This window comes from Aeromonas sp. 603404, assembly GCF_049171775.1.
GTDB classification, from domain to species: Bacteria; Pseudomonadota; Gammaproteobacteria; order Enterobacterales; family Aeromonadaceae; genus Aeromonas; species Aeromonas veronii_A.
Window position 1 is genome coordinate 151,756 of the sequence record NZ_JAAKPE010000005.1, and the last position, 17,144, is coordinate 168,899.

At 61.4% G+C, this 17,144-nt stretch carries 17 protein-coding genes; 5 read left to right on the plus strand and 12 right to left on the minus strand.

Going from position 1 to position 17,144, the window contains the following annotated elements:
• Window positions 1-43: 43 nt before the first annotated feature.
• Together earP and G5306_RS09445 are read right to left on the minus strand one after the other, a co-directional pair.
• Window positions 44-1,240, minus strand: coding sequence for an elongation factor P maturation arginine rhamnosyltransferase EarP (earP, locus tag G5306_RS09440; protein ID WP_421312777.1), 1,197 nt, complete (start codon window positions 1,238-1,240; stop codon window positions 44-46).
• A 96-nt stretch (window positions 1,241-1,336) separates the two neighbouring features.
• The gene (locus G5306_RS09445; RefSeq protein ID WP_005348017.1) at window positions 1,337-2,380 is read right to left on the minus strand and encodes a GMP reductase; all 1,044 of its coding nucleotides are present in this window, start codon (window positions 2,378-2,380) and stop codon (window positions 1,337-1,339) included.
• A 381-nt stretch (window positions 2,381-2,761) separates the two neighbouring features.
• Between G5306_RS09445 and G5306_RS09450 the strand changes: the two genes are divergently transcribed.
• On the plus strand, window positions 2,762-3,256 hold the full coding sequence (locus G5306_RS09450; RefSeq protein ID WP_421276397.1) for an ATP-dependent zinc protease: 495 nt from the start codon (window positions 2,762-2,764) through the stop codon (window positions 3,254-3,256).
• 38 nt (window positions 3,257-3,294) lie between these two features.
• Here the strand turns inward: G5306_RS09450 and G5306_RS09455 are convergent, their stop codons facing one another.
• The 7 genes from G5306_RS09455 to G5306_RS09485 all read right to left on the minus strand — a co-directional run bounded on the left by G5306_RS09455 (window position 3,295) and on the right by G5306_RS09485 (window position 9,878).
• Complete coding sequence (locus tag G5306_RS09455; protein ID WP_421235960.1) at window positions 3,295-4,731, minus strand: ATP-binding protein; 1,437 nt, start codon at window positions 4,729-4,731, stop codon at window positions 3,295-3,297.
• The gene (locus G5306_RS09460) at window positions 4,728-5,414 is read right to left on the minus strand and encodes a response regulator (protein WP_005335091.1); all 687 of its coding nucleotides are present in this window, start codon (window positions 5,412-5,414) and stop codon (window positions 4,728-4,730) included. The genes G5306_RS09455 and G5306_RS09460 overlap by 4 nt, the downstream gene beginning before the upstream one ends.
• Before the next feature lie 130 nt (window positions 5,415-5,544).
• Window positions 5,545-6,177: a tetratricopeptide repeat protein gene (locus tag G5306_RS09465; RefSeq protein ID WP_127005911.1), complete on the minus strand. Its 633-nt coding sequence runs from the start codon at window positions 6,175-6,177 to the stop codon at window positions 5,545-5,547.
• 1 nt (window position 6,178) lies between these two features.
• The gene (locus G5306_RS09470; RefSeq protein ID WP_270817691.1) at window positions 6,179-7,048 is read right to left on the minus strand and encodes an SDR family oxidoreductase; all 870 of its coding nucleotides are present in this window, start codon (window positions 7,046-7,048) and stop codon (window positions 6,179-6,181) included.
• A gap of 42 nt (window positions 7,049-7,090) precedes the next feature.
• Window positions 7,091-7,744 carry a TenA family transcriptional regulator gene (locus G5306_RS09475; RefSeq protein WP_421312778.1) on the minus strand — a complete coding sequence of 218 codons (654 nt, stop codon included), beginning with the start codon at window positions 7,742-7,744 and terminating at the stop codon, window positions 7,091-7,093.
• Window positions 7,741-9,207 carry an AMP-dependent synthetase/ligase gene (locus tag G5306_RS09480; RefSeq protein ID WP_421312779.1) on the minus strand — a complete coding sequence of 489 codons (1,467 nt, stop codon included), beginning with the start codon at window positions 9,205-9,207 and terminating at the stop codon, window positions 7,741-7,743. The genes G5306_RS09475 and G5306_RS09480 overlap by 4 nt, the downstream gene beginning before the upstream one ends.
• A complete protein-coding gene (locus G5306_RS09485; protein ID WP_421312780.1) occupies window positions 9,204-9,878 on the minus strand; it encodes a thermostable hemolysin in 675 nt (224 codons plus the stop codon). The genes G5306_RS09480 and G5306_RS09485 overlap by 4 nt, the downstream gene beginning before the upstream one ends.
• 144 nt (window positions 9,879-10,022) lie before the next feature.
• Here G5306_RS09485 and G5306_RS09490 point away from each other — a divergent pair, with 144 nt between their 5' ends.
• Window positions 10,023-10,670 (plus strand): class I SAM-dependent methyltransferase, encoded by a 648-nt coding sequence (locus G5306_RS09490; protein ID WP_421312781.1) that lies wholly within the window; start codon window positions 10,023-10,025, stop codon window positions 10,668-10,670.
• Between the two features lie 41 nt (window positions 10,671-10,711).
• Here the strand turns inward: G5306_RS09490 and G5306_RS09495 are convergent, their stop codons facing one another.
• Together G5306_RS09495 and G5306_RS09500 are read right to left on the minus strand one after the other, a co-directional pair.
• Window positions 10,712-12,100 carry an NAD(P)/FAD-dependent oxidoreductase gene (locus G5306_RS09495; protein ID WP_421312782.1) on the minus strand — a complete coding sequence of 463 codons (1,389 nt, stop codon included), beginning with the start codon at window positions 12,098-12,100 and terminating at the stop codon, window positions 10,712-10,714.
• A 28-nt stretch (window positions 12,101-12,128) separates the two neighbouring features.
• Window positions 12,129-13,052 carry an ABC transporter six-transmembrane domain-containing protein gene (locus G5306_RS09500; RefSeq protein ID WP_421312783.1) on the minus strand — a complete coding sequence of 308 codons (924 nt, stop codon included), beginning with the start codon at window positions 13,050-13,052 and terminating at the stop codon, window positions 12,129-12,131.
• 107 nt (window positions 13,053-13,159) lie between these two features.
• Between G5306_RS09500 and G5306_RS09505 the strand changes: the two genes are divergently transcribed.
• The 3 genes from G5306_RS09505 (at window position 13,160) to G5306_RS09515 (ending at window position 15,928) form a co-directional block, all read left to right on the plus strand.
• The gene (locus G5306_RS09505; protein WP_005335070.1) at window positions 13,160-13,753 is read left to right on the plus strand and encodes a TetR/AcrR family transcriptional regulator; all 594 of its coding nucleotides are present in this window, start codon (window positions 13,160-13,162) and stop codon (window positions 13,751-13,753) included.
• 107 nt (window positions 13,754-13,860) lie between these two features.
• The gene (locus G5306_RS09510) at window positions 13,861-15,087 is read left to right on the plus strand and encodes a winged helix-turn-helix domain-containing protein (RefSeq protein WP_421221915.1); all 1,227 of its coding nucleotides are present in this window, start codon (window positions 13,861-13,863) and stop codon (window positions 15,085-15,087) included.
• A gap of 91 nt (window positions 15,088-15,178) precedes the next feature.
• The gene (locus G5306_RS09515; RefSeq protein ID WP_167573476.1) at window positions 15,179-15,928 is read left to right on the plus strand and encodes an amino acid ABC transporter substrate-binding protein; all 750 of its coding nucleotides are present in this window, start codon (window positions 15,179-15,181) and stop codon (window positions 15,926-15,928) included.
• Window positions 15,929-16,017: 89 nt separating this feature from the next.
• Here G5306_RS09515 and G5306_RS09520 read toward each other — a convergent pair whose 3' ends face one another.
• Window positions 16,018-17,142: a M20 family metallopeptidase gene (locus G5306_RS09520; RefSeq protein ID WP_421312784.1), complete on the minus strand. Its 1,125-nt coding sequence runs from the start codon at window positions 17,140-17,142 to the stop codon at window positions 16,018-16,020.
• Window positions 17,143-17,144 lie beyond the last annotated feature (2 nt).

A 17,144-nucleotide genomic window follows, 5' to 3' on the forward strand; every position in this document is an offset into this window, starting at 1 on the left:
AAAAAATTCCTGTTCGTGAAACGGACGGATAAAAACTGCCAGATTATATACGGCTTTCTAAAAATTTCACCAACCGTGTGACGAGATCCCCATCCCGGAGCAACTTCTGTGACCAGCTTCGCCCATGTTGCTGCCAAATGGCGCTATATCGTGGCCATTGGCCCCAAAGTTCGCGGCAATCTTCGCCACGATTGAGAGCCAGATTAAAGCGGCGCAGCCATTGAGCACATTCGGCGGGCAGATCGGCAAGATAGTGGTCAAGGAACTGCTCCAGCTTGACCAGATGAGCCTCCTCCTCCTGTTGGTAGATATGCCAGAGGAAAGGACGAGCCGCCCACTGGGCCCGCACGAAGGAGTCCTCCCCACGCACCAGATTGAGATCGCAGCTCCACAGCAGTCGATCGTAGCCAGCCTGATCTGTCATCGGCAGCAGCTTGATGGTGAGGTTGCCCGAGTGGAGCAGATCCCCCGCTTTGGCTGCAGGGATGGCATCAGTCAGACCGGCACCGGTGAGCACATCGTTGAGGGAGCGCCCCAGCGGCAGCAGCAGGGTGACGGGGGTGGCGCTCTGGCACCAGCTCTCGACCAGACTCTTCAGCGCACTGCTCTCGTAGGTAAAGAGGCTGACCCGCAGCTCGTTATCTTTTTTTGGTGGCAAACCGAGGCTGGCCCAGTAGTCTGCCAGTCCCGCTTCATCTTGTTGCCACTGCTCCCGTTCGGCGATCAGGTCGTGCTCGCACAAAAGGCCGCCGGTTTTAGCGGTAAAGCCCGGGAAGAAGAAGTATTTATTGAGGCTTTTATTGCCAACTCGCTGGGGCGAGGCGAGGCCGTGGCAATCCTCTACCCAGCTCTCTGCCGAGAGGTATTCCAGATTGAGCCAGCATGGGGGGCTGGGTTGGCTCGCCATCAACTCTATGAAGGGGGCGGGCAGTTCACAGGCAAAGGCCTCGATCACCACCTTGGCCGGGGTCATGTCGCTCGGCAGGGTCTCATGCCAGTGCTGGATATAGATGCCATCGACCCACTGGCCATCCTGCGCCGGGTCGAGCCCCGGACAGATGCGGGCAAAGCTTGCCAGATCGTCCACCCAGAGCCGCACCTGAACCTCATTACTAGGTGCCGCAATATTCCCCTCCCGTTTTAGCTGGCGGGCGAGTCGCCAGGTGACGCCGATGTCACCAAAGTTGTCGACGACGCAGCAGAAGATGTCCCAGTCAAACGGGGGTAGGGGAGTTGTCATTGCTCGGGGTTCCAGATGCAAAAAAACCGGTGCGCAGGGTAGCACACCGGTTGACTGGCTTCTAACCGTCAGCGTGTGACGGCGGTCTGTGGCAGGTTACTCCTTGCCGTAGACGTTGTTCTCTTGCTCGCGAACCCGAATAAAGGTGGTGCGTTTGGTCAGCTCTTTCAGCTGGCTGGCACCCACGTAGGTACAGGTGGAGCGCACGCCGCCCAGAATGTCGCGCACCGCGTTTTCGACCGGGCCGCGGTAGGGCAGCAGTACGGTTTTACCCTCGGAGGCACGGTACTCGGCGACGCCGCCGGCGTGCTTGTCCATGGCGCTGGAGGAGCTCATGCCGTAGAACTTCATGAAGGGTTCGCCGTCTACATCGACGATCTCGCCACCGCACTCCTCGTGGGCTGCCAGCATGCCGCCCAGCATCACGAAGTCGGCACCGCCGCCGAATGCTTTGGCGACGTCGCCCGGGCAGGTGCAGCCGCCGTCACCGACGATCTGGCCGCCGAGGCCGTGGGCCGCATCGGCACACTCGATGATGGCGGAGAGCTGCGGATAACCGACACCGGTCTTGACGCGAGTGGTGCAGACCGAGCCCGGGCCGATGCCGACCTTGACGATGTCGGCGCCGGAGAGGATCAGCTCTTCGACCATCTCGCCGGTCACCACGTTGCCCGCCAGAATGACGTGGTTGGGGCAGGCTTCACGAATTTTGCGCACGAACTCGACGAAGTGTTCGGAGTAGCCGTTGGCCACGTCGACACAGATGAAACGCAGCGCTTCGGACATGGCGAGGATCTGGCGGGTCTTGGCGAAATCTTCAGCCGAGGTGCCGGTGGAGACCATCACATGGCCCAGCAGCGCCGGGTCTGTCTCGTTGACGAAAGCTTGCCACTGCTCAAGGCTGTAGTGCTTGTGTACCGCGGTCATCATCTCGAAACCGGCCAGCGTGCGCGCCATGGCGAAGCTGCCGACGGTATCCATGTTGGCGGCGATAACGGGTACGCCTTGCCATTGGGTCTGAGTGTGTTTGAAGGTGAACTGACGGGTCAGGCTTACTTGGGAACGGCTCTTGAGAGTAGAGCGCTTGGGGCGGAACAGGACATCCTTGAAACCGAGCTTCAAGTCTTCTTCGATACGCATTACAAATTCCTTATTGAGCCTTGTTGAAAGTCACTTTTGCAGTGGCAAATTTTCGGCAGGCGCAAAAAAACCGGTGGTTTTCAGGCCCTCCGGTTTACAACAGTGTAGGCAAAAATCCCTTCAGAACAAGACTGATAATTTGTAAATCCTTGTGGTAGCCTTTGGCGTCACAACCTGAGGTTAACCACCAGTTTCATCCAGCACCGTTCGGTGCCTTGCTCTCCTTCGATATTCCCGCCCGCTTGGGCCGCCGTTCGGCCACTCTTTGTCGTCTCTCTCCTGACCCGCCAGATATTATCCAAGTAGCTGAAATAAATCGGATTGACCCACAATGGGACTGTGGTAGATCTGGGCGCAGGATTGACAAGGCAGGGCAGTAAAATGGGCAAGATGATGGTGGGGATCACCCTGATGCTGGCACTGTGTGGCAGTGCGCTGGCAGAGACCCCGACCAGCTATGGCTGGATCGAGAAGGGACTTATTTTGCCCACCGGCGTGGCGGTGAAGATGAAACTCGACACCGGGGCGCTCACCTCTTCCCTCGATGCACGCTCTATCACCAGATTCAAACGGGATGGCAAGCCCTGGGTGCGCTTCACGTTGGTGGTGACCGATGCCGACAGCGGCAAACTGGTCAAGCAGCAGTTCGAACGGCGGGTCGAGCGCAGCGTGACGGTGCGTGGGGCGGGCGGCATGGAGCAGCGGCCAACGGTGACCATGTCCATCTGTCTGGGGGACAAGGTGTATGAGGAGTGGTTCACCCTGCGGGATCGCAGCAAGATGATCTATCCGGTGCTGCTGGGCCGACGTCTGCTGGCGGAGCTGGGCCCGGTGGACTCCAGTCGAACCTTTACCGTGCAGCCAGATTGTCATTGAAAGTAAAGAGCCCGCATCGCGGGCTCTTTACTTATCGCTTATCTTGCCGGCGGCAGCGGGAGCAGCACGCTCACCTCCAGCCCCCCTTTCGGCCGGTTGTGGACATCGAGGTCGGCGCCGTGCAACTGGGCGATGCGTGAGACGATGGCCATGCCGAGACCCACGCCATCCCCCTGCTGGGGATTGACCCGAAAGAAGCGTTCATACAACCGGGGCAAGGCGCTGGCGGGAATGCCGGGGCCATTGTCGCTCACATCCACCCTCACCCGATTGCCCTCTCGCTGAACCCGCACCCTGATCTCGCCCTCCGGCTGGGTGTAGCGCAGTGCATTGTCGATCAGGTTGCTAAACAGCAGTTCGAGCAGGGTGGCCTGCCCCATCACCAGCTGCGGCACTTCACACTCCAGCGACAGCTGCTGATCCTTCTTGAGCGCGATGGGGGCCAGGGTCGCCAGGGTGCCTTGCAGCAGGTGGCCCACCTCCAGCTCGGTCAATACCAGCCCCTGTTGGTTGTCGATACGAGCCTGGGTCAGCAGTTGGCGGATCAGCCGATCGCTGCGGTCTAGGGCTTGCAGCATCTTGTGCAGGGATTGCTGGCGGCTCACTTCATCTTCGGCAGCCAGGGCATTTTCACTGTGGATCCGCAGCACCGCCAGCGGGGTGCGCAGCTCGTGGGCCGCCTCGTTGGTAAACTGTTTCTCCCGCTCTATGGTCTCCGCCAGCGCCTGCATCAGCCGGTTGATCTCGTTGGTGAGGGGGGTCAGCTCCTGAGCGCTTATCTTGAGGCTGAGCGGGCTCAGGTTGGCGGGGTGACGTTCACTGATGGCCTGGGCCAGCTGACGCAGGGGGGCCAGCCCGCGGGTGATGAGCCACCAGAGCAGGGCCAGCAGGAAGGGCAGGGTGATCAGCAGCGGCAGCATGGTGAGGGTGGCCATCTTGCTGGCCAGTTCGCTGCGCTCGTCGTCCCGCTCGGCCACCACCAGCCAGGTCTGCTCCTGCTGGTTGTAGAGAGTGAAGGTGCGCCACTGGTGATTATCTTTTTCGACCGTGTCGAAGCCGATGGCCAGGGTGACCAGCGGCTGATCCGGGGCGCTGGGGGCGCGCAGCAGCAAGCCGCCCTTTTCATCGAGCAGCTGGAAGTAGAGATTGCGTTCGAACTCGTGGCCGTAGGGGGTGATCTCCCGATCTTCGCCGGTCAGGTTGAGGCTGGGATCTTTTTGCCACTCATCGGGGTTCTGCGCCTCCCACTCCTGATAGACGGTGCCGTTGGCGGGCAGTTGCCCCTGCTGGGCCATGTAGCGGACCAGCAGCTGATTGGTGATGCGGGCCGACTGGGCGAGGCGGGCATCAAACAGCTCCTCCATTTCGTGGCTCGCCTCCATGTAGCCGATAAAGGCGCTGATGGTAAGACTCAGGCTCACCAGCGTCAGGATACCGGTGAGCAGAAAGCGGCGAATGGAGCGGGGACGTTTCATCGTGCGGGTGTCCGGCTTGGCTGTTCGAGCTGAGGAATGATGTAGCCGACCCCGCGAATATTGCGGATGAGGTCGCTGTAGAACTTCTTGCGCAGATGGTGGATATGCACCTCTACCGCGTTGCTCTCGGCCCCTTCATCCCAGCCGTAGAGGCTCTGTTGCAGCTGATCCTTGCTCAGCACCCGGCCGCTCTGGCTGATCAGCTCCTGCAGCAACTTGTATTCATGGGGGGTGAGTTTGACCGCTTCCCCCTGATAGGTGACCTGCTGGGATTCGGGATAGATGAGGATGTCGCCATACTCCAGTACCGCCTGAGCCTGCCCCTTGCTGCGACGAACCAGAGCGCGCAGGCGGGCGTTGAGCTCCTGCAGGGCGAAGGGCTTGACCATGTAGTCGTCGGAGCCGGCATCAAGGCCGACCACCCGATCGTCCAGCGCATCGCGGGCGGTGAGGATCAGCACCGGCAACTGGTGGCCTTCACGCCGCAACTTGCGCAGCAGGCTGAGGCCATCGATGTCGGGCAGGTTGAGATCGAGGATCAGGGCGGCGAACTCGTCGCTCTTGAGGGCTGCCAGAGCGGGCAACCCCTGTTGCAGCCAGTCCACCGTGTAGCCGCTATGGCGCAGTGCATCCTGCATACCATCCCCCAGCATCACATCATCTTCTACCAGCAGGATCCGCATTCTTTTCTCCCTGTTTGTTGGGTGTGGCGATCTGGCTCAGCGCCAGGGCGTGCCGTGGCATAAACAACCCTGCCCACCAGTATGCAAGCTGGTGGGCAGAGTTTAAATAGTTCTTTGATCCATCAGGGTTTTATAGCTTGGCCAGCCGATCGCGGATCTCCATTCTGCGCCCTTCGTCGGCCACTTCGCGACCCGGGCGGGCCGGGGCTGCCAGCGCCTTGTCGAGGTAGGTTTTGGCCTCGGCCTTGCGACCCTGATCCAGCAGGAAGTCACCGTAGAAAAAGTTGGGGTCGATGCCATCCGGATTGATGGCCAGCGCCTGCTTGAGCAGCTGTTCTGCCTTTTCGTCATCGCCAAAGCCGACCGGCCAGCCGGGCACCTGATAGTAGAGGGAGCCCAGACTGGTGTAGGCAGAGCCATCCAGCGCCTTGGGATCCTGCTTGAGCGCCAGCTCCAGCTTGGCCTTGGCCTCTTTCACCAGACCCAGTGCCCCCAGCCCCCCTTTGGCCCCCGCCCAGGTGCTCTTGACGATGGCAGACCAGATCAGCAGGTCGGCGCGAAAAGGCTCCTTGGCGCTGGCCGCTTCGGCCTGGGTGCTCAGGGTTTCGAGGCAGCTCTCTTTCGCCTTGCCGCTCTGTTGATACTGGCAGACGGCCCACTGTTGCTGGATGGGGATGAGGGCATCATCCGCGGCCATGACTGAGGTGGATCCCAGCAGGATGGCGATGGCACAAGAGGTCACTGATTGACGGAAAAAGTTCATATTAATGCTCCTTCTTGGTCGGGATCGGGCGGGACAAGTCTGGTTGTGGCGCACTGTTGGCGCCGGCATCAGTCGTCCCTGGCTGAAGATGACGGGCATAACGTTTGATGATCGGCAGCTGTCTGGCCAGCGCCTTGTCGACGATGCCGGGCAGCAGGGCATTGAGCCGCACGAACAGTTTTTCCGGCCAGCCGAGCCAGCTGCGGCGGGTTTCGTTGCACAGGGCGATGACCGCCTCTTCGGCCACCTCCTGCGGGCTGTCGGTCTGAGTGCCGAGCGCCGCATTCATCTCGTAAGCGGCCTCGGAGTTGAGCTTGGTGCGGGTGGCGCGGGGGGCAAAGTGCAGCACCTTGATACCACTCCCCTCCAGCTCCCGTCCCAGCGCTTCGCTAAAGCCGCGCAGGGCAAATTTGCTGGCGCAGTAGACGCTGTAACCGGGGTAGCCGATGCTGCCCAGGCTCGAGCCCATGTTCATGATGATCCCCGGCTTGCGCATGGTTGGCAGCAGGGCACGGGTGAGCTGGATGGGCGCCTCGATATTGAGCAGCAGCTGGCGCTCCACCTGCTCGAAGCTCTGATCTTCCAGCCAGGCAAACTGGTTGCAGCCAGCGTTGTTGATCAGGATGTCGATCCCGTCCTCCAGCGCAGGGTGTTGCAACAGCTTGGCCCGCTCCTGCGCAGAGCCGAGGTCGGCGAGCACCACCTGATGGCGCTCGGGGTGGGGCAGTGACTTGCACAGCCGCTCCAGTGCCGGCCCGCGACGACCGTGCAGCAGCAGGTGTGCCCCTTGGGCGGCCAGCTCCTGCGCCAGCTCCTCACCTATGCCACCGCTGGCGCCGGTGAGCAGCACGAGTTTCCCTTCAAGGTTCATGGTGTGGGTTCCCTTTTTGCTGTCTGCTGATCCGCTGCCAACTTACGGTGTGGCGGTGAGGTTGTAGAGCATCTCGCCATAGAGGCGGTAGACCACCTTGGCCCCGTGGATGATGGCCGCCTGATCTGCCGGGCTATCGACCTTATCCATCAAGGATTCAAAGAACTTGAGGTGCTCCTGATCCAGGGCGCCGTGGGAACTCAGGTAGCTCATCGCCTGGGGTGGCAGGCCGAGACCCTTTTTCAGCTGGTCGGCGACGGTGAGGGCGATGGCGACGCTGGTGCCTTCCAGCACCTGTACCATGCCGAAGAAGCCCATGGGGTTGCCGCGCTGGATCTGGTCGTAGAGGAAAGCGACCATCAGCTCGATGGGCAGCCCGGGCTGGCCGTGGCGCACCGCCTCGGCATCACCGCCACAGGCGCGGATATCGTTGAGGATCCACTCCTGATGGCCATACTCCTCGTCGATGTACTCGGCAATGGCGCCGCGCACCCACTCGTACTCCTGACCCAGCTTGCCGCCGGTTGCCATCAGGAGTGGAACTGTGTGGCGCACGTGGTAGTAGGCCTGCGCCAGAAAGGCGAGATAGGTGTCACGGCTGATATCGCCACGGCGACAGGCTTCGATAATGGGGGCGTTGAACAGATGCTCACGCTCACTGGCAGTGGCTTGTTGCAGAGTCTGGTAGAAGCTCATGACGATTCTCCTGTAAGGCATTGGCTGATTTGCCGGGAAAAGTGTTGGTAAATCTCGTTGCGACGGGGGCGCCCGTTGGCGGTCAGCAGCCCGGGATGTTGATCCAGCGCCACCGGCAACCAGTGGTGCAGCCGGGCATAATCGGGCAGCCGCTGGTTCAGGCCTGCGATCTGGCGGGGCAGATCCGCCTCTTTGCCCGGCAGGGGCTGGATCAGCGCCACGTTGGCAGGCTGACCATCGCCAAAGACCACGATGCGGGCGATGGCGGGGCAGAGCTGGGCCTCGGCTTCCACCCACTCGGGGGAGAAGTTGCGGCCAAAGGCGGTGATCTGGACATTCTTCTTGCGCCCGGTGATATGGAGGTAGCCCTCATCATCCAGATGACCCAGATCGCCTGTGGCAATCTGTTCGGGAGTCGGTTCGTTGCTGCCGAGATAGCCCAGCATGGCACTGCCGCTCACCATAATTTCGCCGTCGCTGGCGATGGTGACCTGACAGTGGGGCAGGGGGCGGCCGACGCTGCCTGGCTTGTCAGCATCCGTGCTGTTGAGTGCCACCACGGAGCCACACTCCGAGAGGCCATACCCCTCATATACCGGCAGGCCGAGCTGGCGGGCGTGTTTGATCAGGTCGGGGGCCACCTTGCCGCCACCGACGGCAATAAAGCGCAGGCTCTTGAGCTGTTGGGCCAGCGTCGGGGTGTTGGTGCAGAGCGCCAGCAGCAGGCGCAGCAGTTCGGGCACCAGCACCAGACTATGGGTCGACCAGCGCAGCAGCGCTTCCCCCAGCGTGGCTGGATTGAGCGAACTGGAGCCGGTGAAACCGAGCTCCCCGAGAGATGGAATGCGGCTGCAGGCGCCGGTCAGCAGCGGCACATAGAGGCCGGTGAGGTTCTCAAGCAGGGTCGCCAGCGGCAGCAGGGTCAGGTGTTTTTCCACCTTGGCTGGTGCGACCCGCTCGGCCAGCGCATGGCTCACCGCCATCATTTGGCTCAGTGACAGGCAGACGCCCTTGGGCTGGCCCGTGGTGCCGGAGGTGTAGGTGATCTTGGCGGTACCCTTGGGCAGCGCCGGTCGATTGGCTGGTGCGTGGCGCCAGAGCGGCAGCTCGCCGGTGATCAGCGAGAGCGGCTCGGCGGCATGCCACCCCTGATGATATGGGCCGACCAGCGCATCGGCACCGCTGCTCTCCAGCAACCAGGCCTGCTGGGCCTGACTGAAGAAGTGGGGCACCGGGATCACCACGATACCGGCGCGGGTGCAGGCGAGATCCAGCAGCGCCCAGGGCAGGCCGTTGTCCAGTTGCAGCGCCAGACGGCTGATGTCGAGCTGTTGCAGCTGGCTGGCCAGACGCTGGATCTGTTGCCACAGGGTCTGGTAATCGAGACGCTGCTGGCTGCTCAGCAGCGCTGGGGATTGCGGATCCTCGTGGGCATGTTTGGCGATGGCGTCGAACAGGCTCATTGGGCGCACCTTTTTTGATGGGTCTGGTTATCACTGCTCTCGCTGGTCTCGTCAAACAGGGTTGGCATGGGGGCTAGCAGATTGAGCAGCAGACTGCGCTGGGCGAGCACCTCGCGCCCCTGATTGATGTCACCCACCATCACCTTGGGTTGGCAGCGGTAGTACTCACCCCAGGCGTCGGCGTCGGCTCCCACCTGATGGGCCTGTGCAGGGGCCAGCTCCACCGGGTTGAGTTGCAGGCGGGCAAAGCTGTTGCGCAGCTTGGCAGTGCCGGTAAAGACCACGTAGTCGAGGGCGTTTTCACACAGCAGACGACACAGGGCCGCGAACATCAGGCGGGCATTGCCCGGTTCGCTGCAGGCCAGATTGCCCACTTCGATAATGCGGTTGCGTGCCGGATAGACTCCTAGGCGGGTGTTGATGGCGGCCTCGATGGGTTGCTCCAGATACTGTTCCAGATAGAGAGGCCCCTCACTGGCATGATTGAGACCACAGGCACCGACCAGCGTCCCATCCGCCCGATATAGCCCCAGCAGACAGGGGAGAAAATGGGGGATGCGGGCGTTGAACTCGAGGGTGTAGGCGGCCTGGATATAGGTTTGCAGCGCCATGACCTGCTGCGGGGACTTGGCTAGCTGCAATCGGTAGGGGGCCTGGATCTCGATGGTCATGGGTGACTCCTTCTCTTGCGATGGTTTGAGAGTAAAAGGGCAAACTTAAGAAACCCTTAAGGAGCAAAAAAAGTTGTCAGCGAGGCAGCCTGCAGGCAATCTGCGCCGCTGTTATCCAACAGGAATCCCCCAAGAGGAATCGCCATGTCATCCACCGTCAGCTGCCCCCTGTGTGCCAGCCATCGCAGTTATCCCCTGCCGGTGGCGGGCAAACGCTATCATCGCTGCCTCGCGTGCGAGCTGGTCTGGCTGGATCAGGCGGATCATCTGGATGAGGCGGCGGAGAAGGCGGTCTATGACGGTCACGACAATCGGGTAGATGATCCCCGTTATCGCACTTTTTTGATGCGGGCTTTTGGCGAAGTGCTGGCGCGGGTGCCGCTACCTGCCAGTGGTCTCGATTTTGGCTGCGGTCCCGGCCCTGCGCTGGTGGCGATGGGACGCGAGGCGGGTTACCAGATGGCGGGGTATGACAAGTTCTACGCCGATTTTCCAGAGTTGCTGACGCGTCAGTATGACTTCATCACCAGTACCGAGGTGATCGAGCATATCGCCGAGCCGCGCACGGTGCTGGCGCAGTTGTGGGATTGCCTCAAGCCCGGTGGCCTGCTGGTGTTGCAGACCCAGCGGGTGCTCGGTGACGAGCGGTTTAAAAACTGGCGCTATCGCCACGACCCGACCCACATCGTCTTCTTTGCCGAGGCATCGTTTCAGGTGTTGGCCGCCAGCTGGCAGGCCGAACTTAGCTTCCCCCACGCCGATGTGGCGGTATTGCAAAAAGGCACGCCCTGAGGCGTGCCTTCGTCTGTTACTCGTCGGGTTCTTGCTCGGCGCTATTCCTTGTAGCCCTTGTCCTGCCACTGGTAGTACATCAGGGCAGATTTGACGCCGATTGACTTGAACGGCTCTGGCGGCAGCCACATTGGCAGGGTCTGCTCCGCATGGTTGAACCAGGGGTGATCCTTGCCTTGATAGAGGCTGGCCACGATGTCGCCAAACAGGAAGGAGAGGTTGATGCCGTGGCCGTTGTAGCCGAGGGCGTAGTAGATGTTCTTGTGATCCCCCATTACCCCCACCGCTTCGGTGCTGTCGCCGGTCATGCCGAGCACCCCGTCCCACACCTGCTCAAACTTGATCCCCCTGAGGGCCGGATAGAGGGTCACCAGCTCGCTCATCATCATCTCGCTGACCCGATTGAGGTCGCCCTTGTAGTTGAGGCCGTCGTTGAAGACGTACTCGGCATTGCCGCCACCGATGACGATGCGGTTATCCGGGGTCAATACCAGATGGAACAGGATGTTGCGGGTGTCGTAGTAGGGCACCCGACTCTGCCACTGGATGGCGGCCAGCTGTTTTTTGGTAAGCGGCTCGGTGACTGCGCTCTGGGCGTGCACCGGAAAGACCCGGCCGCTGAAGTAGCCAAGTTTTGAGGTATAGCCGTTGGTCGCCAGCACTATGCTGTCGGCGGTCACCTTGTACTTGTCGGCCACATTTAGCTCGATCTGCTTGCCCTCCTTGATCCCCATTACCGGGCTCTGTTCGTAGATGGTAACGCCCGCCTGCTCCACCGCCTTGCGCAGGGCATTGACCAGTTTCATGGCGTGTACCTGACCGCCATTGGGGTCATATACCGCCCCCACGTAGCGATCGGTGCCGAGTTTTTCCTCTGTGGTATCGGCGTTCCAGTACTGGAGCGGGATGCCGAGGCGATTGGCGGTTTTCACATAGTCGCGGTACTCGGGGATATCCTCCTCATCGAGGATCGCCTCCACATAGCCATCGAGCTTGAGGTCGGCCTCGACGCCGGTTGAGGTGACCAGCGCCTGCAGCTTGCGCATGCTGGCGACGGTGAGATCGTAGTGGCGCTTGCTCGCTTCCCCCTCTTCGTAGAGGTCCATCACCTCGGAGCCCGGCAACACCATGCCGCCGTTGCGGCCCGAGGCGCCGCTGCCCACCTGTTTGGCTTCGAAGATGGCGATCTTGAGCGACGGATTGGCCTTGGCCAGATGCCAGGCGCTGGAGAGGCCGCTGTAGCCGCCACCTATGATGGCGATATCCACCTTCAGGTCTTGCGACAGCGGGGCACTCTCCTCTGTCGGTTTCTCCTTGAACCAGTAGCTGGTGTTGGGCTCAAAGTCGCTCATCTTGGGGCCGCAGGCGGCGAGGAAAAAACCGCTGATGCACATGGTCAACGCTTGTTGGCAAAGGGTGGTCGGATTCATTTTCTACTCCGGTTACAGATACAAAATGTCAAATCATTTCATCGGGTTGGGCGGTATTGACCCGGCGACCTATGTCTCTCAGCCGGGCCAGCTGATCGGCAAGACCGGGCCCCTCATCCAGGCTGGTGACAAAGTTCCAGAGGTAGGTCATCACAGCATAGACATGGCCTGCCGAGACCTGGGGCTGGGCCATCAGCATGGTGATGGCCAGCAGGAACAGCAGGGAAGCGCTGATGCCGACCGCCAGAAAAGCGAGTGCCTCCCGATCCGAAATCCTGATGCGCAGCCAGGCCAGCGCGCGGTAGTGACGGGCGAGGTTGGCTGACTGGGCATGGGTGACCAGCTTGACCTCGTGTTCCAGTCGATCGTTGAGGCGCTCATGCAGCAGCTGGTTCTTGCGCGAAAAGCCGGGCAGCAGCAGGCCGAACAGCAGCAATACCCCCATGCAGGCGATGCCGACCCAGAACTCGATCACCATCAGCATCACGGCCGCCCCGACAATGGAGATCAGGCTGGTGGCCAGGATCGGGATATGTTTCTCGAAGAAGTCGACAAACTCCCGCGCCAGGGTGACCCGCGCCACTATGGTGGATTGCCCCTCCTGCTGCTGGCGTTGTGTCAGGATCACCGGCACCGCCAGCGCTGCGTAGATATGGGTGAAGGTGCGGGTATCGACCGCCCGGCGCAGGGCGCCGATGAGCCAGAACAGCAGCACGATGAGGGCGTAGCTCGAGGCCTGCAGCCACTGGCCCTTGACGATGGCGTCGATGGCAAAGCCGGCGAACAGGGGATAGACCACCAGCAGGATGTTTTCGAGGGCCACCAGCGAGAAGGTGCCCGCCAGCTTGAGGGGATTGGCCCGCGCAATCGCCCCCAGCGAACGACCGGCCGAGTGTGGCAACGGCGTGGCCTGCTCGTCGCAACTGGCTGCCGAAGTGGTTGGTGTTGTCATGGGTTATCTCCTAAGATGTCGGAAACGCTAAGTTTGAGCGAGTGCTCAAAGTTTGTTTGAGCGACTGCTCAAAGTCAAGCAGATCGATTGATATCGCAGGAGGTCAGATGGCACGCCCATCAGCAGAACAGCGCAAAGAGATGATCATCGAGGCCGTACTGGCCCTGTTTCGAGAGAAGGGAATGGCGGCATCGTCAACCCGTGATATTGCCGAGCGCACCGGTCTGGCGCGCAGTCACGTCTACCACTACTTCAAGGATTGGAAGGAGCTCTGCCTCTGCGCCGTGGAGCGTTTCACCTATCAGGAGATCGCCGAGCAGCGGGAGTGGCTGTTGCCGCTGCCAGCCCGCGAAGCGTTGCCGCTCTTTGTGCGGGACAACCTGCCGACCAGTCAGGATGCCTCCTGGGCCATCTATCTGGATGCCTGGAACGAGTCACTGCGCGACCCTGTGTTTGCCGAGAGCTACCGCAAAATCATTCTGGCGTGGCGCGAGGTGCTGGAGCAGATCCTGCAAAAGGGGATCGACAGCGGCGAGTTTGTGGCGGGCGATGCCCGGCGACTGGCGCGCCAGATCACCTCGCTCATCAACGGCTATGCCGATGACCTTATTCTGGAGCCGACCCCCGAGACGGTCGAGGCCACTTATCAAGAGATCATGCTGGTGGTGAATCAGCTGGTCTTGCCCCCGGCCCACTCATAGCGGCGCAGGCAAAAAAAGGTGGGGAGGCATGCCAGCGTGGTGCCTCCCCCTGTTTTGTTGGCTATCAGCCGGGCGCGCGATAGCCAGATACCAGGGAGCGGTTGTTGATGTCGATTACCCATTTGTCACTGCAAGATGCCCGTCATCTGCAACTGGCGGCGCAGGGGCTGCTTGCCCCCCGTCGCAGCAAGGCGACCCCGGCCGATCTGCTGGCCACCATCCGCCGCATGGCGCTGCTGCAGATCGATACTATTTCGGTGGTGGCCCGCAGCCCCTATCTGGTGCTCTTTAGCCGGCTTGGCCAGTATGAACCGCGTTGGCTGGAGCAGCTGTTGGCTGACGGCGAGATCTTCGAATATTGGGCCCACGAGGCCTGCTTTGTGCCCCGCGAGGATTACCGGCTGCTGCGCCACCGAATGCTCGACCCCACCGCCATGGGCTGGAAGTTTTCAGCCAACTGGCTTGCCACCCATCAGCAGGAGATTGGCCTGCTTATCGAGTGCATTCACCACCATGGCCCGGTGCGGGCGGCTGACTTTGAACGCACAACCGGCAAGGGGAATGGCTGGTGGGACTGGAAACCGGAGAAGCGCCATCTGGAGGTATTGTTTACCAGCGGTCAGCTGATGGTGCGGGAGCGGCGCAATTTTCAGCGGGTCTATGACCTGGCCGAACGGGTCATCCCAGAGTGGAGCGACCAGCGGGACCTGCCAAGCGTCGAGCAGGCGCAGCGGGATATGGTGCGCGCCAGCTGCCGGGCGCTGGGGCTGGTAAAAACTGGCTGGGTGGCGGACTACTACCGGCTGCGGCGCGGCAAATACGACGCCCTGCTCCATCAGCTGGCGGACGAGGGTGAGCTGCTGCCGGTACGGGTGGAGGGGTGGCAGCACGGCGCTTTTGTGCACGCCTCGCTGGCCGATGAGCTGGTGCAAGCCAAGGAGGGCCGTCTCAAGGCAACCCATACCACCGTCTTGTCGCCGTTCGATCCGCTGGTGTGGGATCGCAAACGGGCCAAGGATCTGTTCAACTTCGACTATCGCATCGAGTGCTACACCCCTGCCCCCAAGCGCCAATACGGCTACTTCGTGCTGCCCTTGCTCCATCGCGGCAAGCTGGTGGGCAGAATGGATGCCAAGGCTCATCGTCAGCAGGGGATCTTCGAGATCAAGAGCCTCTATCTGGAAGCCGGGGTGAGAGTGACCCGCAAGCTTGCACAGGATCTGGCGAAAGCCCTGCAAAAGCTGGCTGACTGGCACCAGACACCGCAGCTCCGTTATGGTGCCATTCCGGCCAATTTGCTGGCGTTGTGGCATGAAAGCGCCCCCGCAAAGTGAGATCTATCCCTTCTGGGCTAAGCTGCAAGAGGGATAAACAGTTCGGGAGCGGGAGATGAAACGAGCAGGAACATGGTGGGCGGGATTGGCGATGGCCATCTTGTCCCCTGCGTTATGGGGGCAAGAGCCGCCAGTGAAGATTTGCCTGGGGGAGGGCAACGAGTGGGCCCCCTTTACCTACTGGGAGCGCAAGGACGGGGTGCCCGATACCAGCCGCCTGACCGGTTCTGCGACGACGCTGGTGCTCGATGCACTGCAACAGAGCGGGCTCTCGCACCAGATCCGCTATCTGCCCTGGGCACGGGTGCAGCAGGAGCTGGCGGATTATCGCCAGAATGGTCTGTGCGAGCTGACCTGGGATGCCAGCTACAAGCCGGAGCGGGCCGAGTTTGCCTTCTACAGCGTTCCCCTCTACTACACCCACCTCGGTTTTTTCTATCTCAAGCGCCGCTACCCCGAACCGCCGGATCTGCAGACGGTCAATCGCTCCCGGGTGTGCGGGGTGATTGGCTACAACTACACCCCCTACGGGCTTGCGCAGGAGCCACGCCGGGTCAAACAGTTGCAGCAGGCGCTCGATATGCTGGAGCGGGATCGTTGCGACTTTCTGCCGAGCGAAATCGAACCTCTGGTGGCAGGCATTAGCCTTGGCATCTACCGCAGCGAGAGCGGTTTGCTCAATCTCGCCCTGCCCAGCCGCAAGGGGTTCTATCTGCTGGTGAGCAAGGGTTCCTCCCGCGGCCACCAGCTGGTGAATATCCTCAATCAGTCGCTGGTGGCATTTCAGGAAGAGGGGCATGCCGACGAGGTGATGCGCCGTTTCTTGCCACCGATGGAGTAATAGCGAAGGGTTGCTGTCATTTAGGGGGAGCAGATAAACAGAGGGCCAGCCGGTGCAAACCGGCTGGCCCTTTTTTACGTGAGAGCTTGTCAGTCTGCCAGACGGGTCAGTACCTTCACCAGCAGCTCGATGCGCGGGGCAATGCTGGCCAGATCCAGATACTCCTCGTCACTGTGGAAACCGGCACCGATGGGGCCCAGACCATCCAGAGTGGGAATGCCGAGGGCGGCGGTCAGGTTGGCATCGGAGCCGCCCCCCACCTCCTGCCAGCTGATCGGCAGTCCCAGTTCGGCACCACACTCTTCCACCAGCAGCATCAGTGCCTGAGTGCCCTCTGACGGCACCATGGCCGGTTTGTGGGCCTCGCGGGTCAGCTGGATGGTGACACCATCCAGATGGGGACGCTTGGCCAGGGTCAGCAGATGATCGTTGATCTGGTGGTACTCCTGATTGTCCCAGAAACGGACATCCACCACGGCGCTGGCATGTGCCGGCACTATGTTGGCGCCGTTGCCCCCCTCGACAATGCCGATGTTGAGGGTGGTGCCGTTCTCGAAGTTGGTCAGGGCGTTGATAGCCAGGATCCAGTGGCCCAGCTCGGTTATGGCGCTACGCCCCTTCTGCGGTTCGTTGCCCGCGTGAGCCGCCTTGCCGGTGAAGTCGATGCGATAACGGGCCATCCCCTTGCGCGCTTTGACCAGCGAGCCATCTGCGCGGGCAGCTTCGGCCACCAGCACCTGTTTTGCCTGTTTAGCCACCGCAGCCAACCAGTCGCTGGAGTGGAGGGAGCCGATCTCCTCATCCGGGTTCATGCAGACGCAGATGCTCAGGCGATCGCGCACCTCGCGGGGCAGTTCACGCAGGGCATAGACGATGTTGAGCAGGCCGGATTTCATGTCGGAGACACCGGGGCCGTAAGCGCGCTCACCATCAATGCCCATCGGGCGGGCGGCGGCGGTGCCGAGGGGGAAGACGGTATCCATATGGCCGATCAGCATTACATCGATCTGCGCCGCATCAGGCTGGTTGCGGATCTCCAGCCCCACCCCGGCGGCGCCACAGTCGACCCGCTTGATCTGCCAGCCGCCCATGGCCTCATATTTGGCAGCCATCAGGTCGGCCACAGCCGCAATGCCCGGCTGGTGCAGGGATCCGCAATCCAGATTGATCAGCGGTGCCAGTTCGGTCAGGTATTGATCCAGAGAAAAAGTCATTG